The 16,491-nt window shown below is 63.5% G+C and carries 16 protein-coding genes; 7 read left to right on the top strand and 9 right to left on the bottom strand.

The window, feature by feature from the left end; translation table 11 throughout:
- Positions 1-29: 29 nt before the first annotated feature.
- Together IGS60_RS02055 and IGS60_RS02050 are read right to left on the bottom strand one after the other, a co-directional pair.
- Entirely contained in the window at positions 30-1,022 is a 993-nt protein-coding gene (locus tag IGS60_RS02055) for a FecR domain-containing protein (RefSeq protein WP_230502088.1), read from the bottom strand.
- Positions 1,019-1,528 carry a sigma-70 family RNA polymerase sigma factor gene (locus IGS60_RS02050; protein WP_070310119.1) on the bottom strand — a complete coding sequence of 170 codons (510 nt, stop codon included), beginning with the start codon at positions 1,526-1,528 and terminating at the stop codon, positions 1,019-1,021. Before IGS60_RS02050 ends, IGS60_RS02055 begins: the two co-directional genes overlap by 4 nt.
- A gap of 239 nt (positions 1,529-1,767) precedes the next feature.
- Between IGS60_RS02050 and ffh the strand changes: the two genes are divergently transcribed.
- Positions 1,768-3,135: a signal recognition particle protein gene (gene ffh / locus IGS60_RS02045; RefSeq protein WP_034746567.1), complete on the top strand. Its 1,368-nt coding sequence runs from the start codon at positions 1,768-1,770 to the stop codon at positions 3,133-3,135.
- Between the two features lie 4 nt (positions 3,136-3,139).
- Here the strand turns inward: ffh and IGS60_RS02040 are convergent, their stop codons facing one another.
- Positions 3,140-3,490 carry a hypothetical protein gene (locus tag IGS60_RS02040; RefSeq protein ID WP_230502085.1) on the bottom strand — a complete coding sequence of 117 codons (351 nt, stop codon included), beginning with the start codon at positions 3,488-3,490 and terminating at the stop codon, positions 3,140-3,142.
- 77 nt (positions 3,491-3,567) lie between these two features.
- On the opposite strand from IGS60_RS02040, the gene IGS60_RS02035 reads away from it, so the two are divergent.
- Positions 3,568-3,963: an SWIB/MDM2 domain-containing protein gene (locus IGS60_RS02035; RefSeq protein ID WP_071650146.1), complete on the top strand. Its 396-nt coding sequence runs from the start codon at positions 3,568-3,570 to the stop codon at positions 3,961-3,963.
- A 216-nt stretch (positions 3,964-4,179) separates the two neighbouring features.
- On the opposite strand, the gene IGS60_RS02030 is transcribed toward IGS60_RS02035, so the two are convergent.
- Together IGS60_RS02030 and IGS60_RS02025 are read right to left on the bottom strand one after the other, a co-directional pair.
- A complete protein-coding gene (locus IGS60_RS02030; protein ID WP_230502083.1) occupies positions 4,180-4,797 on the bottom strand; it encodes a lytic transglycosylase domain-containing protein in 618 nt (205 codons plus the stop codon).
- Positions 4,794-6,533 (bottom strand): proline--tRNA ligase, encoded by a 1,740-nt coding sequence (locus IGS60_RS02025; RefSeq protein WP_230502082.1) that lies wholly within the window; start codon positions 6,531-6,533, stop codon positions 4,794-4,796. Before IGS60_RS02025 ends, IGS60_RS02030 begins: the two co-directional genes overlap by 4 nt.
- Positions 6,534-6,737: 204 nt before the next feature.
- Here IGS60_RS02025 and IGS60_RS02020 point away from each other — a divergent pair, with 204 nt between their 5' ends.
- A complete protein-coding gene (locus IGS60_RS02020; protein ID WP_070218597.1) occupies positions 6,738-7,370 on the top strand; it encodes an RNA pyrophosphohydrolase in 633 nt (210 codons plus the stop codon).
- A 100-nt stretch (positions 7,371-7,470) separates the two neighbouring features.
- Here the strand turns inward: IGS60_RS02020 and mqo are convergent, their stop codons facing one another.
- Positions 7,471-9,069: a malate dehydrogenase (quinone) gene (mqo, locus tag IGS60_RS02015; RefSeq protein ID WP_230502080.1), complete on the bottom strand. Its 1,599-nt coding sequence runs from the start codon at positions 9,067-9,069 to the stop codon at positions 7,471-7,473.
- A 442-nt stretch (positions 9,070-9,511) separates the two neighbouring features.
- Between mqo and IGS60_RS02010 the strand changes: the two genes are divergently transcribed.
- From IGS60_RS02010 to IGS60_RS01995, 4 genes are read left to right on the top strand one after another with little or no spacing between them, the layout of a single operon-like run.
- The gene (locus IGS60_RS02010) at positions 9,512-9,934 is read left to right on the top strand and encodes a DUF1841 family protein (RefSeq protein ID WP_070218599.1); all 423 of its coding nucleotides are present in this window, start codon (positions 9,512-9,514) and stop codon (positions 9,932-9,934) included.
- A 46-nt stretch (positions 9,935-9,980) separates the two neighbouring features.
- Entirely contained in the window at positions 9,981-11,099 is a 1,119-nt protein-coding gene (locus IGS60_RS02005) for a saccharopine dehydrogenase family protein (RefSeq protein ID WP_230502078.1), read from the top strand.
- The gene (locus IGS60_RS02000) at positions 11,096-11,566 is read left to right on the top strand and encodes a DUF2269 domain-containing protein (RefSeq protein ID WP_099410756.1); all 471 of its coding nucleotides are present in this window, start codon (positions 11,096-11,098) and stop codon (positions 11,564-11,566) included. Before IGS60_RS02005 ends, IGS60_RS02000 begins: the two co-directional genes overlap by 4 nt.
- Positions 11,563-11,946: a DoxX-like family protein gene (locus IGS60_RS01995; protein WP_052140001.1), complete on the top strand. Its 384-nt coding sequence runs from the start codon at positions 11,563-11,565 to the stop codon at positions 11,944-11,946. The genes IGS60_RS02000 and IGS60_RS01995 overlap by 4 nt, the downstream gene beginning before the upstream one ends.
- A gap of 48 nt (positions 11,947-11,994) precedes the next feature.
- Here IGS60_RS01995 and IGS60_RS01990 read toward each other — a convergent pair whose 3' ends face one another.
- From IGS60_RS01990 to nirK, 3 genes are read right to left on the bottom strand one after another with little or no spacing between them, the layout of a single operon-like run.
- A complete protein-coding gene (locus IGS60_RS01990) occupies positions 11,995-14,268 on the bottom strand; it encodes a nitric-oxide reductase large subunit (RefSeq protein ID WP_230502075.1) in 2,274 nt (757 codons plus the stop codon).
- A gap of 14 nt (positions 14,269-14,282) precedes the next feature.
- Complete coding sequence (gene ytfE, locus IGS60_RS01985; RefSeq protein ID WP_070288611.1) at positions 14,283-14,960, bottom strand: iron-sulfur cluster repair protein YtfE; 678 nt, start codon at positions 14,958-14,960, stop codon at positions 14,283-14,285.
- 32 nt (positions 14,961-14,992) lie between these two features.
- Positions 14,993-16,489 carry a copper-containing nitrite reductase gene (gene nirK, locus IGS60_RS01980; protein WP_230502073.1) on the bottom strand — a complete coding sequence of 499 codons (1,497 nt, stop codon included), beginning with the start codon at positions 16,487-16,489 and terminating at the stop codon, positions 14,993-14,995.
- Between the last annotated feature and the right edge of the window lie 2 nt (positions 16,490-16,491).

Raw genomic sequence — 16,491 nt, 5'->3', positions numbered from 1 at the left:
CGGATGGCTAAATATTTCTGCGCAGCGTGCTATGACGCCGGCTCGACACTGACCCAATAGCGCGTGCGGCTGCGGACCTGCACCGGCAGCGAGTTGGGCAGCATGTTCAAAATGCGCTGCGTGTCGGCCAGCGGGAACACGCCCGACAGGCGCAGCTGGGCCACTGCCGGCGCGCAGTCGATCACGCCGGGGCGGTAGCGGGCCAGGTCGGCCAGGAAATCGCCCAGGGTCACGTCGTCGACGATCAGCTGCCCGCGCGACCAGGCATGCGCATACGCAGCGATGGCGTGCGGCGCGTCCAGCGTCTGGCGGGAAAATGCCACGCCGCGCCCGGCCGCCAGCAGCATTGGCGCGCCGGCACTGTCGCGGGGACGGATTTCAACGGCGCTTTCCAACACGTCCACCGTGCTGTAGTCATCCTGCTGGCGTACGGCAAAGCGCGTGCCCAGCGCGCGCACCAGGCCTTCGCGCGTGGCCACCACCAAAGGCGCGGCGCTGCCGGCGCCGTGGCCGCTAACGACGAGGATCTCGCCGGCCAGCAGTTCGATCAGGCGGCGGCTGGCGTCGAAACGCACGTTGACGGCCGATCCCGTATTCAGGCTGAGCACGCTGCCATCGTCCAGCACCACCTCGCGCCGCTCGCCCGTGGCCGTGCGGTAGTCGGCACGCAGGGTGCGCACGCCGTCCCAGGCGCCCGTCTGCGCGGCCAGCATGCCGCCGCCGGCCGCCACGCCCAGCCACGCCAGCACCTGGCGCCGCTTGCCGTTGACGGCTTTGCGCTGCGTGCCGGCCAGCGCCTGCGCGGCCGCGCCGCGGTGCAAGCCGTTGAAGCGCCGCGATACCGCTTCGATATGCCGCCAGGCCCGTTCATGTTCCGGGTCGGCGGCGCGCCAGCGCTGCCAGGCGGCCTGCTGCGCTTCGCTGGCCTCGCTCGACATCAGCACGGTCAGCCACTCGGCCGCCTGCTGCTGCACCTCCTCGCGGATGGCTGGCGGTGCCGCCGGCTCTGCCAACTTGCTCATGCCGGCAGCGAGAAAAACACCTGGCGGTTGGCGCGCGTCAGGTATTGCTTGACCGAGCTGGCCGATACGTTCAGGCGCGCGGCGATCTCGGCATAGCTGAGGCCTTCGAGCTGCGCCAGCAAGAACGCCGTGCGCACGGGACCCGGCAAGCCGTCGAGGGCCTGGTCGATTTCCTGCAAGGCTTCCAGCGCCAGCAGCCGCGCTTCCGGCGCGGGCACCACCTCGGGCGGCAGGCAGGCGAGCGCCTCCAGGTAAGCGTCTTCCAGCACTTGGCGGCGGTAGCGGTGCGCCACCAGGCGGCGCGCGATAGTGGCGAGAAACGGCCGCGCTTCGCGGATCTGCGGCGCGGAAGCGGCCGTCAGCACGCTGATGAAGGTATCTTGCGCCAGATCCGCCGCGTCGCCCGCATTGCCCAGCTTATGCCGCAGCCAGCCCTGCAGCCAGCCGTGATGGCTGCTGTAGAGCGCGTGCAGGTCTTGTTGCTGTGCAAAATCGGCGGCCGACATGGCATTCCTTTCCGGTCTGGCGCGACGCGCCCACGAATGTAAATAAGAATTATTCTCATTTTAACCGTGTTTTTGACTTTCATGCAATCGCGGCATTGGCAGAAATACCAACTCATTCAAAAGCCGGCCAACCGCCAGGCGCTGCCGCGCGGGACCGCCAGCCACCCGCGATAAGGTAAAATGACGGCCATCGTCCGGCTTGCGCCGCCCACTCCCAAGCTTTTCATTGCAGGTTCATCATGCTAGATAATCTCACCCAACGGCTTGCCAAAGTCGTCAAGACCATGCGCGGCGAGGCGCGCCTGACCGAAGCGAACACCGCCGACATGCTGCGCGAAGTGCGCCTGGCGCTGCTCGAAGCCGACGTCGCCCTGCCCGCCGTGCGCGAATTCATCGCCAAAGTCAAAGAAAAAGCCATGGGCGAGGATGTCATTTCCTCGCTGACGCCAGGCCAGGCCCTCGTTGGCGTGGTGCAGCGCGAGCTGGCCGCCCTGATGGGCGCCGACCTGGGACCGGAAGCGTCGCAGATCAGCTTTGCGCAGCAGCCGCCCGCCATCATCCTGATGGCCGGTCTGCAAGGTGTGGGTAAAACCACCACCGTCGGCAAGCTGGCGAAGTACCTGAAGGAAGAAAAGAAGAAGAAAGTGCTGACCGTCTCGGCCGACGTGTACCGTCCCGCCGCGATCGCCCAACTGCAATCGGTCACCGCCCAGGTCGGCGCCGACTTCTTCCCGTCCACCAGCACGGACAAGCCGGTCGATATCGCCCTGGCCGCGCTGGACTGGGCGAAAAAGCACTACCACGACGTGCTGATCATCGATACGGCGGGCCGTCTCGGTATCGACGAAGAGATGATGCGCGAAATCGCCGCCGTCCATGGCGCCGTGAAACCGATCGAAACCCTGTTCGTTGTCGACGCCATGCTGGGCCAGGACGCCATCAACACGGCCAAGGCCTTCAATGATGCGCTGCCGCTGACCGGTATCGTGCTGACCAAGCTCGACGGCGACGCGCGCGGCGGTGCGGCCCTGTCCGTGCGCCACATCACGGGCAAACCGATCAAGTTTGCCGGTGTCTCGGAAAAACTCGACGGCCTGGAAGCGTTCGATCCGACCCGCATGGCCAACCGCATCCTCGGCATGGGCGACATCCTCGCGCTGGTCGAAGAGGCGCGCAAGGGCGTCGATAGCAAGGCGGCAGCCGATCTGGCGCAAAAGATCAAGGTCGGCGGCAAGTTCGACATGAACGACTTCAAGGCGCAGCTGGGCCAGATGAAGAAAATGGGCGGCATGGCCAACCTGATGGACAAGCTGCCGGCCCAGTTCCAGCAGGCGGCGGGCGGCAAGAACATGGATCAGGCAGACAAGCAGGTGCGCCGCATGTGCGGCATCATCGACTCGATGACGCCGCAGGAACGCGCCAAGCCTGAACTGATCAAGGCCACGCGCAAGCGCCGCATCGCCGCCGGCGCCGGCGTGCAGGTGCAGGAAGTGAACCGCATGCTGACGCAATTCGAGCAGATGCAGACGATGATGAAGAAATTGTCGGGCGGCGGCATGATGAAGATGATGCGTTCCATGAAGGGCATGATGCCCGGGATGAGGTAAGGCGTCAAAATCCGCTGCGCGGGGCGCTTTGCGGCCGGCGATGCTCACCGTACTTCAGTACGGTTGCGCTTCTCGGCCACAAATCATCCCCGCTCGCTGTGATTTTGAAGGCCTTCGAGATGCCGCAGATCATCGCTTTAAAACCCGAAAAAACACCGTTCCAAATAATGCCGGATTGCATTTTCATGTGTCCGGCATCACGCTTCCCGCCCTCCGCAGCGCCCCTCCCCGCATAGCCAGCAACCATGCCATTTACGGGTAAAAACCCCGTTCTGCGCTCCCAAGCGGTGCGCCCGGGCGACAGCATTGCCATTTCCCTGCTTTTTCCTCGTGAAAACGTGAAAAACACTTGCATACAAGGTAAATCCACACCAATATTAGCCGTGCGATTAATTGCGCAATTTCCCATGTGTTTGTTAAGGAGGCTCGAAGATGGCAACAGCCAAAAAAACCCCAGTAGCAGCGCCAGCCAAAGCAGCAGCAGCCAAGCCTGCAGCCGCCAAGAAAGCAGCACCCGCAGCCAAGGCAGCAGCTAAACCAGCAGCGGCGAAGAAAGCGGCAGCACCGGCAACACCACGCAAGCCAAACGCAGCATTCATGAAAGCAATGACGCCATCGAAAGATCTGGCCGCCGTTGTTGGCGCAGCACCACTGCCGCGCACGGAAGTGACCAAAAAGGTATGGGATTACATCAAAAAACTCGATCTGCAAGATCCGGCCAACCGCCGCATGATCAATGCGGACGACAAGCTGAAAGCTGTTTTCGGCGGCAAAGCCCAAGTCTCCATGTTTGAAATGACGAAACTGATCTCCGATCATTTGAAATAAATCAGATACGCACAGGGCGTCTACGCCGTGTGAGTGCCCCGCCGCTTTACTGCGAGCGGGGCATTTTTTTGCTGCGGGGGGGGGCAACCATGTTGTCGGATGACGGTCTTTCAGACCTAATCCGACCTACGTCCGCCCCATTCACCCGGGGTCACCCCCCCAACACCGTTAATACAGAGCTCTGCGCCAACGCTGCCGGGGGTCTGACCCCAGCCTTTATTTGACTTCCCACTGCTTCCAAGCCGCCCTTACCGCATTCGGATACTCGGCCCGGCCCCGACTGCCGTTATACCGGCCCAGCGCCAGGTACAAATCGCCCTTTTCCATATCCAGGTACATGCGCAGGATCGCGCAGCCGTAGCGCAGATTCGTCTGCATGTGGAACAGCTTGCTGCGGTCGCTATCACCGATGACGCCCGTCCAGAACGGCATCACCTGCATGTAGCCACGCGCGCCAGCCAGCGAGACGGCATATTTGCGGTAGGCCGACTCCACCTGGATCAGACCCAGCACCAGCGCCGGTTCCAGGCCCGCGCGGCGCGACTCGTACCAGACGGTTTCCAGGAATTCCGTGCGCAACTGCGCGTCCGGCAGCTTGCGCTGCAGACGTGACGACATCTGCGCCAGCCATTGCTGGTAGCGCTGCAGGTCGGCGGGCGTGACAAATTTGGGCTGCGGCGGGCGTTCGTCGCGGATCGCATGCGACAGGGCCAGGCGGACGGAGTCGGCCAGCGCCTCCTCCTTCTGGTTACCGGCCTGCGCCGGAGAGACGCAGGCCAGGCCGGCGGCCAGCGCGAGCGCGCCAGCCGTTTTACTTACCGATAGGCGCTTCACTGCGCCATTTGGCCCTGGATGAAGGCGACGATCTCGTCCGGCGCCACGCCGGTCGCTTCCGCATCGCGGCGGCCCTGGTATTCCAGCTTGCCTTCTTTCAGGCCGCGCTCGCCGATGACGATGCGGTGCGGCACGCCAATCAGTTCCCAGTCAGCAAACATGGCGCCAGGGCGCAAGCCGCGGTCGTCGACGATGACGTCCACGCCAGCGCCTTGCAGGGCCGCGTACAGCTTCTCCGTCTCTTCCTTGACCAGTTCGCTGCGATCCATGCCCATCGGACACAGCACGACCTCGAACGGCGCGATCGACGCTGGCCAGATGATGCCCTTGTCATCGAAGTTCTGTTCGATGGCGGCGCCCAGGATGCGCGTCACGCCGATGCCGTAGCAACCCATCTGCAGCGGCGCAGGCTTGCCGTTCTCGTCGAGGAAGGTGGCTTTCATGCTTTCCGAATACGCCGTACCCAGCTGGAACACGTGGCCCACTTCGATGCCGCGCTCGATGGCCAGTGCGCCCTGGCCGTCCGGCGACGCGTCGCCGGCGACGACATTGCGCAAGTCGGCCACGATGGCAGGCTCGGCCACGTCACGGCCCCAGTTGGCGCCCGTGTAGTGAAAACCGGCCTCATTCGCGCCGCAGACGAAGTCGCTCATGTGGGCGACCGTGCGGTCCGCCACCACGGTGACCGGTGCCTTCGTGCCGATCGGGCCCAGGTAGCCGGGGATGGTGCCGTAGACTTCCAGGATTTCCGCTTCCGTCGAGAAACGGTGACCGGCCAGGCCGGCAACCTTGCCCACCTTGATCTCGTTCAATTCATGATCGCCGCGCAGCAGCAGCATGAAATGCTGTTTCGTGATTTTTTCATCCTTGCCCGCCGTTTCCACCGTCAGGGCGATGGTTTTCACGGTGCGCGACAGCTCGATGCCCAGCAAGGCGGCCACGGTTTCGCACTTGACGGTGTCCGGCGTGGCCGTTTTGGTCAGCGCCTGGGCGGCGGCCGGGCGCTCGCCCGCTGGCGGCAGCGCTTCGGCCGCTTCCATGTTGGCGGCGTAGTCGGACGTCGGGCAATACACAAGCGCGTCTTCACCCGTGTGGGCGATGACGTGGAATTCATGCGAACCGGAACCGCCGATGGCGCCGTTGTCGGCCGCCACGGCGCGGAATTTCAGGTCGAAACGCGTGAAGATGCGAGTGTAGGCGTCAAACATGACCTTGTACGACGCCTGCATGCCGGCCAAGTCGCGGTCGAACGAATACGCGTCCTTCATCGTGAATTCGCGGCCGCGCATCAGGCCGAAACGTGGGCGGCGCTCGTCGCGGAACTTGGTCTGGATGTGATAAAAGTTCAGCGGCAACTGGCGGTAGGACTTGATTTCCGTGCGCACGACGTCGGTGATGACTTCTTCCGACGTGGGCTGGATCGCGTATTCGCGGCCGTGGCGGTCTTTCACGCGCATCAGTTCGTCGCCCATCTTGGTCCAGCGGCCCGTCTCCTGCCACAGTTCGGCCGGCTGCACGAGCGGCATCAGCAGTTCGATACCGGCGGCTTTGTTCATCTCGTCACGGATGATGGCTTCCACCTTGCGGATCACGCGCAAGCCCATCGGCATGTAGGTATAGATGCCGGAACCGAGGCGTTTGATCATGCCTGCACGCATCATCAATTGGTGGCTGACGATTTCCGCGTCAGAAGGTGCATCTTTAAGTGTGGAAATAAAAAAACGGGAGGCGCGCATAACGGTGAATTCTTTTTAAAAAGAGAGGGTTATAATCAACCTAATTTTAAAGGATTAGCTGGCTGATGCGTCCATACTTTACACAAATGCGCTCAATTGGTGCGATTCCGGCGCTTTTCGCACCCCGAAAAGGTCACCGGCTTGCGAAGTTGTGGGTAATTATGTAAAAAAGGACGCACTGTCGCAGAAAGTTTGAGGTGCATTATGCTCGACCGTGAAGGGTTTCGGCCCAACGTCGGCATCATCCTGCTAAACGCCCAGAACGAGGTGTGGTGGGGCAAGCGGGTGCGCGAGCACTCATGGCAGTTTCCGCAAGGCGGTATCAAATATGGCGAAACACCGGAACAAGCCATGTTTCGCGAACTTGAAGAGGAAATCGGACTCAGACAGGAACACGTCAAAATTGTCGGCCGCACCCGCGACTGGCTGCGCTATGAAGTGCCAGACCACTTCATCAAGCGCGAGATTCGCGGCCATTACCGTGGCCAGAAGCAGATTTGGTTTCTGCTGAGAATGTGCGCGCGCGATAACGACGTCAATCTGCGCCTGACCGACCATCCCGAGTTCGACGCCTGGCGCTGGCATGAATACTGGGTCCCGCTCGATGTCGTCATTGAATTTAAACGCGATGTGTACCAGCGCGCCTTGCAGGAGCTGTCCCGCTTCCTGACCTGGCCCGTGCATGGCAACGCACAGCAAGCGCATCGCCACACGTCGCGCTACCTGCGCCAGCCCCATGCGCCACGGGCACAGGACGGCGCGGCACTGGCCAAGCCTTGCGACGGCATCGCCGCCGAAGGGTGTACGCCGGAGCTGATCTTGCCGGGCAAGGAGTAGTCCGCCGCAATGAACGCACGCTCCCACGCAAAAGGGGCAGCCTGAACAGGCTGCCCCTTTTTTCATGCCGGCAGGAAACTTCCCTGCCGGTCAGGCTGACTTAGTTTGCCGCCGGCGCTGGCGCAGCAGCGGGAACGTCGAGCGTGATCGCCTTCAAGCCCAGGATATTGCTGCTGTAATGGCGGATCTTGTTGGCCAGGGCCGGGTCGTTGTTCAGCTTTTGACCGTACGACGGCACCATTTCCACCATCTTCGCTTGCCATTCCGGCGTGGCCAGACGGCTCTTGAAGGCCGTTTGCAGCACCTTGATCATGATCGGCGGCGCGGTCGAGGCGCCTGGCGAAGCACCCAGCAAGGCGACGATGCTGCCATCGGCGGCGCCGACGACTTCCGTGCCAAACTGCAGCAAGCCGCCTTTGACAGGGTCATCCTTGACGATCTGCACGCGCTGGCCGGCGTTTTGCAGGGTCCAGTCTTCCATCTTGGCGTTCGGCAAGTATTCGCGCAGGGTCTTCAGGCGGTCTTCCGGCGTATTCATGACCTGTTCCACCAGATACTTCGTCAGCGGAATATTGTCGTAGCCGGCTTGCAGCATCGGTTTCACATTGCCCGTGCCGATCGAGGCAGGCAAGTCGATCCACGAGCCGTTTTTCAGGAACTTGGTCGAGAAGGTGGCAAACGGTCCAAACAGCAGGGCTTTCTTGCCATCAATGATGCGCGTGTCCAGATGCGGCACGGACATCGGCGGCGAACCGACGGACGCCTTGCCGTACACCTTGGCCGCATGCGCCGCCACCAGTTCCGGATTGGTGGTCACGAGCCATTGGCCGCCCACCGGCACGCCGCCGTAGCCCTTGGCTTCAGGAATACCCGATTTTTCCAGCAGCGGCAGAGAACCGCCGCCGGCGCCGATGAAGACGAACTTGGCGCGCATGGTTTTTTCCTTGCCGGCAGCCAGGTCTTTCACCGTCACGTTCCACACGCCGTCGGCGCCGCGCCGGATGTCTTCCACCTGGTGGCGCAGGTGCAGCACCATGCCGTGGCTGTCCGTCAGGTATTTCACGAGACCGCGCGTGAGGTTGCCGAAATTGACGTCGGTACCGATCTCCATGCGCGTCGCCGCCACTTTCTGGCCCTTGTCGCGCCCTTGCATGACGAGCGGTGCCCATTGTTCGATCTGCGCCTGGTCTTCCGAGTACAGCATGCCCTTGAACAGGTTTTCCTTTTGCAGCGCGGCATAGCGCTTCTTCAAAAAGGCAATATTGTCGTCACCCCAGACAAAAGCCATGTGCGGCACGTTGTTGATGAAGGTTTGCGGCGCACCCAGGTGCTTGTTGGCCACCTGATAAGCCCAGAATTGCTTGGAAATTTCGAATTGCTCGTTGATGGCAACGGCTTTCTTGGTCTCGATGCTGCCGTCGGCCGCTTCGGGCGTGTAGTTCAGTTCGGCAAATGCCGAGTGGCCCGTGCCTGCGTTGTTCATCGCGTCCGAGCTTTCGGCGGCCACGGAATCGAGGCGCTCGACCATTTCCATCGTCAGCGAGGGATCGAGTTCCTTGAGCATGCTGCCCAGGGTGGCGCTCATGGTGCCGGCGCCGATCAGCAGCACGTCGACCGGTTTTTCGGACGAGGCCGGAGGGGTCTTGTCACATGCCGCCAGGATCAGGCACGACATCAAAAGTAATAGCGATTTACGCATACGTAACTCCGTTTATGAATACTGAAGGATGATTCTTGCGCGCCACCGTGGCGGCACCATCGCTGTATGAAATGAAAACAGTTGGCCAGCCGGAACGCCAGGGCGGCCGGACAGGTCAAGGTCGATGGTGATAGGCATGCTGCCGCGCTCCGGAATAAGCCAGGAGCAAGATCTGGTGGCAAAGGTGCGGGCAATGGAAGCACGGAATAGCAACAAAATCGCCGTCGTGTCCAGAGCAAATATCAAGAGCGGCGATTTTATCACCGTTATTTGGCGCCGCCGGGCCGTGGCGGTAGTGGATAATACTTACTGCAGGGTATTAAATTGCGGTGACTATCGGGTCACGAAAGCGGACGCCGGACGGCAAAAAGGGCATCCCCGATGCCTTGAATTGATGTACGCGGTACAATGCCGGCTGCCCCTTAGCCATAGTCCTTCCGCCATGTTCAACCCCTCTTCCGACGACGTGCGCCGCTTCTTTTGCGACACCTTGCGCAAGCACCGCGCCCACGAAATCCTCACGCCGATGGAAGCCATCGCGCTCGACTGGATCCTCGAACATCCCGAGTATGAAAACGAGCTCTCCGACGTCGAAGCGGCGCTGGCGCGCGATTACTCCGTCGAAGGGGGCCAGGCCAATCCTTTCCTGCACCTGTCCATGCATCTGTCGATCACGGAGCAGGTACAGGTGGACCAGCCGCGCGGCATTCGCCCGGCCGTCCAGCAGCTGACCCAGCGCCTCGATTCGGCCCATGCGGCCCAGCACGAAGTGATGGAATGTCTGGGCCAGATGATCTGGGCCTCGCAGCGCTCGGGCTTGCCGCCCGATACGGACGCGTATATCGACTGCGTGCGGCGCCGCTGATCAGGTAGTATCATGTTGCCAAGAAACTCAGCCACTGAAGGATATCTTGGCCCATCACACCATTCTCGTACTCGGCGGTTACGGTTTTTTCGGCACGCGCATTTGCCAGGCGCTAGCCGGCAACCAGGATATCCATCTGCTGGTGGCCGGGCGCGACGCCGCCAGGGCCAGGGTACTGGCGGCGCAATTGGGCTTGCCGCCGCGGCAAGCACTGGCGCTCGATGCTGATGCACCTGATCTGGCGCGGCGCCTGGCCGAACTGGGCGTCGATACGCTGATCCATACCGCCGGCCCGTTCCAGGGCCAGGATTACCGCGTCGCCGATGCGGCGATCGATGCCGGCGCCAACTATATCGACCTGGCCGACGGCCGCGATTTTGTCGCCGGCATCGCCAGCCTCGACGACCTGGCGCGCCAGCGCGGCGTGTTCGTCACCAGCGGCGCCAGCTCGCTGCCAGCGCTGTCCTCGGCCGTGGTAGACCGCTACCTGCCGCGCTTTCGCCAGCTCACATCGATCCGCCACGGCATCGCCTCCGGCGCCCGCGCGCCGGGCATCGCCACTATGGCCGGCATCTTCTCGTACTGTGGCAAACCGTTCCAGCGCCTGGTTGCCGGCAGCCAGCAGACCACGCACGGCTGGCTCGACCTGAAGCGCCACCGCTTTGCCGCGCCCGTGGGACGGCGCTTGCTGGGCAGCTGCGACGTGCCCGACCTGGCGCTGTTCCCGCAACGCTATCCGGGCCTCGACACCGTCACTTTTCACGCCGGTTTTGCCGGTGCGCCCGGCCATCTGTTCGTCTGGGCCGCCGCGCAACTGGTGCGCCTGGGCCTGTTGCGCAGCCTGCTGCCGCTGGCCAGGCCATTGCACGCCATCAGCCAATGGGTGGAACCGCTGGTCAGCGACAAAGGCGCGATGTTCGTAACGCTGCAAGGCACGGGACTCGATGGCCTGCCGCTGACGCTGACCTGGCAATTGCTGGCGGCGCAAAACCACGGCCCGCATATCCCGTGCGGCGCGTCGATCGCGCTGGCGAACCGGTTGGCCGGCGCCAGCAGCGGTGGCGCGCCGCTACCGCACGGCGCGATGCCCTGCGTCGGCCTGCTCACGGTGGAAAATTACCTGGCCGCGCTGCAAGGCCATGACGTGACCGAGGTACCGGCATGAGCTGGTACCTGTTCGTCAAATGGCTGCACATCCTCAGCGCCACCATCCTGTTTGGCACTGGCATCGGCATCGCTTTCTTCAAGTGGATCAACGACCGGGGTGGCGAGGTGCGTGCGATCCGCCTGTCGGCCGAAAAGACCGTGCTGGCCGACTGGCTGTTCACCACGCCGGCCGTCATTGTCCAGCCGCTGTCCGGACTGGCCCTGGCGCACCTGGCCGGCTATCCGATCCTGTCCGGCTGGGTCCTCGCCTCGATGCTGCTGTATGCGGTGGCCGGCGCCTGCTGGTTACCCGTGGTATGGCTGCAGATCCGCATGCGCAGCCTGGCCCGCCTGGCTGATGACACGGGCACACCGCTGCCGCGCCTGTACTGGTTCTATGCGCGCTGCTGGTTCTGGCTTGGCGTGCCCGCATTTGCCGCGCTCATGCTGGTCTACTGGCTGATGGTTGCCAAGCCCGCGCCATGACGCCAGCCAAGCTGCAAGGGCTGTACTGGGCCATGCGCCTCGGCATGGCCTTTATCTGGCTATGGACGGCGTTTGTGTCCTGGTATCTGTATCCGCATGCCGAATCGCTCGCATGGCTGCGCCGCAGCGGCATCACGCTGCATACGGAACACGTGTTTGCCGCCTCCTGCCTGGCCGACCTAGCCATGGGCATCGCCTCGCTGTTCCATGCCAGGCCGTTGCTATGGTGGACGCAGTGCGCGCTGGTGGCCGGCTATACACTGGTGATCGCCGTCTTCCTGCCGGAATTCCTGATACACCCTTTCGGGCCGCTGACGAAAAATATCCCGCTGGTCGCCGGCCTCGTCTTCCTGGCCCTATATGAAAAAAGCCGTGGCTAGCACGGCTTCGGGAGATCGATCAACAACACTCGGCGGCGCAGCAACCGATCAGGCTGGCCGTACCGCCTGTGGCAGCGCGGGTGCCTTCGCCTTGCCCATCAACCCCAGCACCACCTGCAACGCCATGGCCACCGCGCCGACGATGAAGACCACGTCGCCGAAGGTGCGTATCCAGCGCAGGTTCTGCAACAAAGGCTGCTGCATGAAGCCTTCGCTGCGCGCATACCACAGGCCTTCCGTCACGCTGGCGTGGAACTGGATGATGCCAATCGGCAGCAAGCTGGTAAAGATCATCAGCGCCAGGCCCCCGTTCAAGCCCCAGAATGCCGTCTTCATCAACGCAGGGCTGAAGCGGTAGTCGGGCCGCAGATAACGCAGCACCAGCAAGGTAAAGCCCAGCGCCAGGAAGCCGTACACGCCGAACAGCGCCGCATGCGCATGCACGGGAGTCGTGTTGAGACCCTGGATATAGTACAAGGCCACAGGCGGGTTGATCATGAAGCCCAGCACACCGGCGCCCAGCATGTTCCAGAAGGCGACGGCGACAAAGCACATCAGGGGCCAGCGCAACTGCTCCATCCACGGCGCGCGTTCCTTCAGGCGCCAGTTTTCCCACGCTTCGTGGCCCAGCACGATCAGCGGCACCACTTCCAGCGCACTGAAGCTCGCGCCGATGGCCATCACGGGCGTGGTGGTGCCGGCAAAGTACAGGTGGTGGAAGGTGCCGGGTATGCCGCCCAGCATGAACAGCGAGGCCGACGCCAGGCTGGCCGTCGTGGCCATGCGCACCGACACCAGGCCCAGGGTCGAGAAGATGAAGGCCAGCGCCGTGGTGGCGAAGACTTCAAAGAAACCTTCCACCCACAGGTGCACCACCCACCAGCGCCAGTACTCCATCACCGATAAATGCGTGCGCTCGCCGTAGAACAGGCCGGCGCCGTAGAACAGGCCGATGGCGCCCACGGACGCGGTCAAGAGCGCCAGCAGGTTCCTGTCGCCGCCCGGCTGGCGCAGGGCGGGCACGACGCCGCGCAGCATCAGCACGAGCCACAGCAGAATGCCGACAAATTTGCCGATTTGCCACAGGCGTCCCAGGTCCACATATTCATAACCCTGATGGCCGAGCCAGAAATTCCACTCGGGCGGCATCACTTGCGCGATGGCCAGGTAATTGCCGATGAACGAGCCGACGACGACCGCGACGAGGGCCCAGAACAGCACGTCGACACCGAGGCGCTGCCACTTGGGGTCCTTGCCGCCATTGATCAGCGGGGCGAGGAACAGGCCGGCGGCCAGGAAGCCCGTGGCGATCCAGAACAGCGCGGCCTGGATATGCCAGGTGCGCGTGAGCGCATACGGGAACCAGCGCGACACGTCGATGCCGTAGAACTGCTGTCCTTCCACCGTGTAGTGCGCCGTAAAGCCGCCGATGAAGACCTGGAAGATGAACAGCGCCACCACCAGGAACAGGTACTTGCCCAGTCCCCGCTGCGAAGGCGTCAGCGCGAAAGTGGTGAGCGGGTCGCGCGGACCGGCGGCCGGCAGCGCTTCGTCGTGGTCGCGCAAGAAGGCCCAGCCCCAGACGAGGAAGCCCACGCCGGCCAGCAGCACCACCACGCTGGCGACCGACCAGACGAGGTTTTCGCCACTGGGCTGGTTGCCGATCAGCGGTTCGTGCGGCCAGTTGTTCGTATAGGTCACTTTCTGGCCCGGACGTTCGGTGGCGGCAGCCCACGCCGTCCAGAAGAAGAACTGCGTCATCTGCGCGCGCCGCGCGGCGCTGGGCAAGGTGTTTTCCTTCATGGCGAAATGCTCGCGGCTGGCGTGCAGCGCAGGCGCGTCCGAGAACAGCTGGTCGTAATAGTGCGCCGTGCTGGCGATCGCTTGCACGCGGCGCGCCGACAGATGCAGTACTTGTTCTTCATCGACCCGGTTGCCGCGGTATTCCAGCTTGAGCGCTTCGCGCAGCGCCGCCTGCGCGGGGCCGTCGAGCGCCGCGTACGCCTTGCCATGCTGCTCTTGCGCGGCCAGTTCCAGCCAGGCCGTCAGTTCGCGGTGCAGCCAGTCGGCCGTCCAGTCGGGCGCCTGGTAGGCGCCGTGGCCCCAGATGGAGCCCAGCTGCATGCCGCCGACGGATTGCCAGGCCGTCTGGCCGTCGAGGATGCCCTCGCGGTCGAACAGTTGCCGGCCATCCTGCGCCAGCACTTGCGCGGGAATCGGCGGCGCCTGGCGATACACTTCCGTGCCGTAGTAGCCGAGCAGCGAAAACGTCACGATCAGCACACCGATCAGGGTGAACCAGAGTTTTTTGTAGGGACCCATGGGTCTTTCCTTTGTCAGTGCACCACGGCCGGCGCAAAGCGCTCGAACAGGATATTGTTTTCAGTATGGATGTGCGCCATCAGGTCTTCGCGGAAGGTGCGCAGGCCCGTGTACAGCGCGCGCCAGGTGGTGCAGGCGCCACCTGGTGCGGTGATATCGTTCGTCATCGCCTCCATGGCGCGCAAGGCCACGCCATGGTCGTCATGCTCCATGCGCATCACGTTGATGGGCGCGCCGGCCCGGGGGCCCTGGCCGCGCACGATCATGGGGAACAGCACGTCTTCCTCCTTGCGCATATGGCTTTCCAGTTCCTGCGCCATGGCCGACAGGTGTTCCGCCAGCCCGTGCGGACAGTCGGCGCGGTCGCCATGCACCTGCTCGACCTTGCGCGCCAGGCGTATCAGCTCGGGCAGCTGCTCGCGATGCACGGCGTGGTAGCGCGCCAGGATGTGTTCCACCAGCTCGGCGGCCGGGGCGTCCTGCCAGTCACGCTCGCCGCTGGCGTCAATCCGTCCGGCCAGCACTTGCAGTTCCTTGACGATGGGCGCCGCGTCCACGCCGGCCGCTTCGGCCGCCGCGCGCAGGGTCTTGTTGCCGCCGCAGCAGAAATCGAGGCGGTGCGCATCGAACAGGCGCGTGGCGCCGGGGATGCGGCGGGCCAGCTGGCCCAGGGATAGGTCGATCATTTCCATAGCAGTTCCTTGATGATGAATGGGGGGTTGTTTTATTGGACGGCGCCCGCGTGGTAGACGCCGGGCACGGCTTCGCCCGTCACTTCCAGCACGCCCACGGCGCCCTTGCCGGCGCGCGACAGCGCATGGTCGACCAGCAGATAGCTGCCAGGATGCTGTACCTTCAGTTCGACGATGGTCGCGCCGCCCGGCGCCACCAGCGTGGTTTGCACGTCGTTTTTCGGGCTGCTGATCGAGCCTTCGCTGTACACCTTGTCGAAGATCTCGCCGATGATGTGGAACGACGAAATCTTGTTCGGGCCGCCGACACCGAAATAGATGCGCACGGTCTCGCCGACTTTCGCCTGCAGTTTGTGCGTCTTGCTCAGGGCGCCCACTTCGCCGTTGAAGACGTAGTAGTCGGGCAGCTCATTGGCCATTTTTTCCAGGTTCGGTTCCTGGTGCACGGGTGCGCCGTGCGGACGGCCCGTGTACATCTCGCCCTGCATCACGTAGTACTCGCGGTCGACCTTCGACAGGCCGCCTTCCGGTTCGACGAGGATCATGCCGTACATGCCGGCCGCGATATGCTGCGGCACGAGCGGCGTGGCGCAGTGGTAGACGAACAGGCCCGGATTGAGCGCCTTGAAAGTCACCGTCTTTTCCTGCCCCGGCGCCACCTGCGTGTGCTGTCCGCCGCCATGGCCGCCCGTCACCGCGTGCAGGTCGATCGAGTGGATCATCTTGCTGTCCTTGGCGTTGAACAGGGTCAGTTCCACCGTATCGCCCACCTTCGCGCGCAGCATCGGGCCCGGTACTTGCCGGTTGAAGGTCCAGTAGGTAAAGCTGGTGCCGTCATCGAGCTTGCCCGGCAGTTCCACCGTCTCCATGCGGTATTTCAGGGTTTGTGGCGCGCGCGCGCCGATGGCGGAAGGCACCTGCGCCGGATTGGCGGCCACGCTGACGGCCGATGGATCGGGGCCGCGCATCGGCGACGGCGCGGGCGTGTACAGGGCCAGCGCGGCGGCCTGGCTCGATTCGCCCGCTGCGCTGCCGGCGCCAGCGGCCTTCGGCGCGCCGGCTTCGGCCAGCGAGGTGCCGGCGACTTCCAGCTTGCCTTCCATGCCGATCTGGCGGTGGCCGGGAATCGAGCAGTAATAGGTGAACGTGCCGGCGCGCGTGACCTTGAAGCGCACGGTGGTGCTGCCGCTATTGGCGCTGAACTTGTTTGATGCCACGTTCAGTTCCGGGATCAGCAGGTCGTGCTCGGCGCCTTCGCCGCTTTTCAGCACCAGTTCGACCGTGTCGCCCACCTTGGCCGTCAGCACGGGGTTGACCTGGCCCTTGGCATCGATGAACACCATCTTGCCGTCGACGATATTGGTTTGCAGTTCATAGCGCTTGAGCGCGGCGGCAGCAGAGGGTTGGCTGACAGCGGCCGCAGTGGCGGCGGCGCTGGCCGGCAGGCTCGCCTGGGCTTGCACGGACAGGGGCATGGCCAGCACGCAGACGGCGGCGGCAATGGCGCGGAGGGAGGGAGTCGTTTTCATCA

This window comes from Janthinobacterium sp. FW305-128, from assembly GCF_020858135.1.
GTDB lineage: Bacteria > Pseudomonadota > Gammaproteobacteria > Burkholderiales > Burkholderiaceae_D > Janthinobacterium.
This window is presented reverse-complemented; position numbering and strand designations above follow the sequence as displayed.

Coding starts and splice junctions, on each gene's coding strand:
- IGS60_RS01995 (WP_052140001.1), top strand. CDS start 11,563: ATGACGCCAGCCAAGCTGCAAGGGCTGTACTGGGCCATGCGCCTCGGC.
- IGS60_RS02035 (WP_071650146.1), top strand. CDS start 3,568: ATGGCAACAGCCAAAAAAACCCCAGTAGCAGCGCCAGCCAAAGCAGCA.
- IGS60_RS02020 (WP_070218597.1), top strand. CDS start 6,738: ATGCTCGACCGTGAAGGGTTTCGGCCCAACGTCGGCATCATCCTGCTA.
- IGS60_RS02040 (WP_230502085.1), bottom strand. CDS start 3,490: ATGCAAGTGTTTTTCACGTTTTCACGAGGAAAAAGCAGGGAAATGGCA.
- IGS60_RS02025 (WP_230502082.1), bottom strand. CDS start 6,533: ATGCGCGCCTCCCGTTTTTTTATTTCCACACTTAAAGATGCACCTTCT.
- ytfE (WP_070288611.1), bottom strand. CDS start 14,960: ATGGAAATGATCGACCTATCCCTGGGCCAGCTGGCCCGCCGCATCCCC.
- IGS60_RS02050 (WP_070310119.1), bottom strand. CDS start 1,528: ATGTCGGCCGCCGATTTTGCACAGCAACAAGACCTGCACGCGCTCTAC.
- nirK (WP_230502073.1), bottom strand. CDS start 16,489: ATGAAAACGACTCCCTCCCTCCGCGCCATTGCCGCCGCCGTCTGCGTG.
- IGS60_RS02055 (WP_230502088.1), bottom strand. CDS start 1,022: ATGAGCAAGTTGGCAGAGCCGGCGGCACCGCCAGCCATCCGCGAGGAG.
- mqo (WP_230502080.1), bottom strand. CDS start 9,069: ATGCGTAAATCGCTATTACTTTTGATGTCGTGCCTGATCCTGGCGGCA.
- IGS60_RS01990 (WP_230502075.1), bottom strand. CDS start 14,268: ATGGGTCCCTACAAAAAACTCTGGTTCACCCTGATCGGTGTGCTGATC.
- ffh (WP_034746567.1), top strand. CDS start 1,768: ATGCTAGATAATCTCACCCAACGGCTTGCCAAAGTCGTCAAGACCATG.
- IGS60_RS02000 (WP_099410756.1), top strand. CDS start 11,096: ATGAGCTGGTACCTGTTCGTCAAATGGCTGCACATCCTCAGCGCCACC.
- IGS60_RS02010 (WP_070218599.1), top strand. CDS start 9,512: ATGTTCAACCCCTCTTCCGACGACGTGCGCCGCTTCTTTTGCGACACC.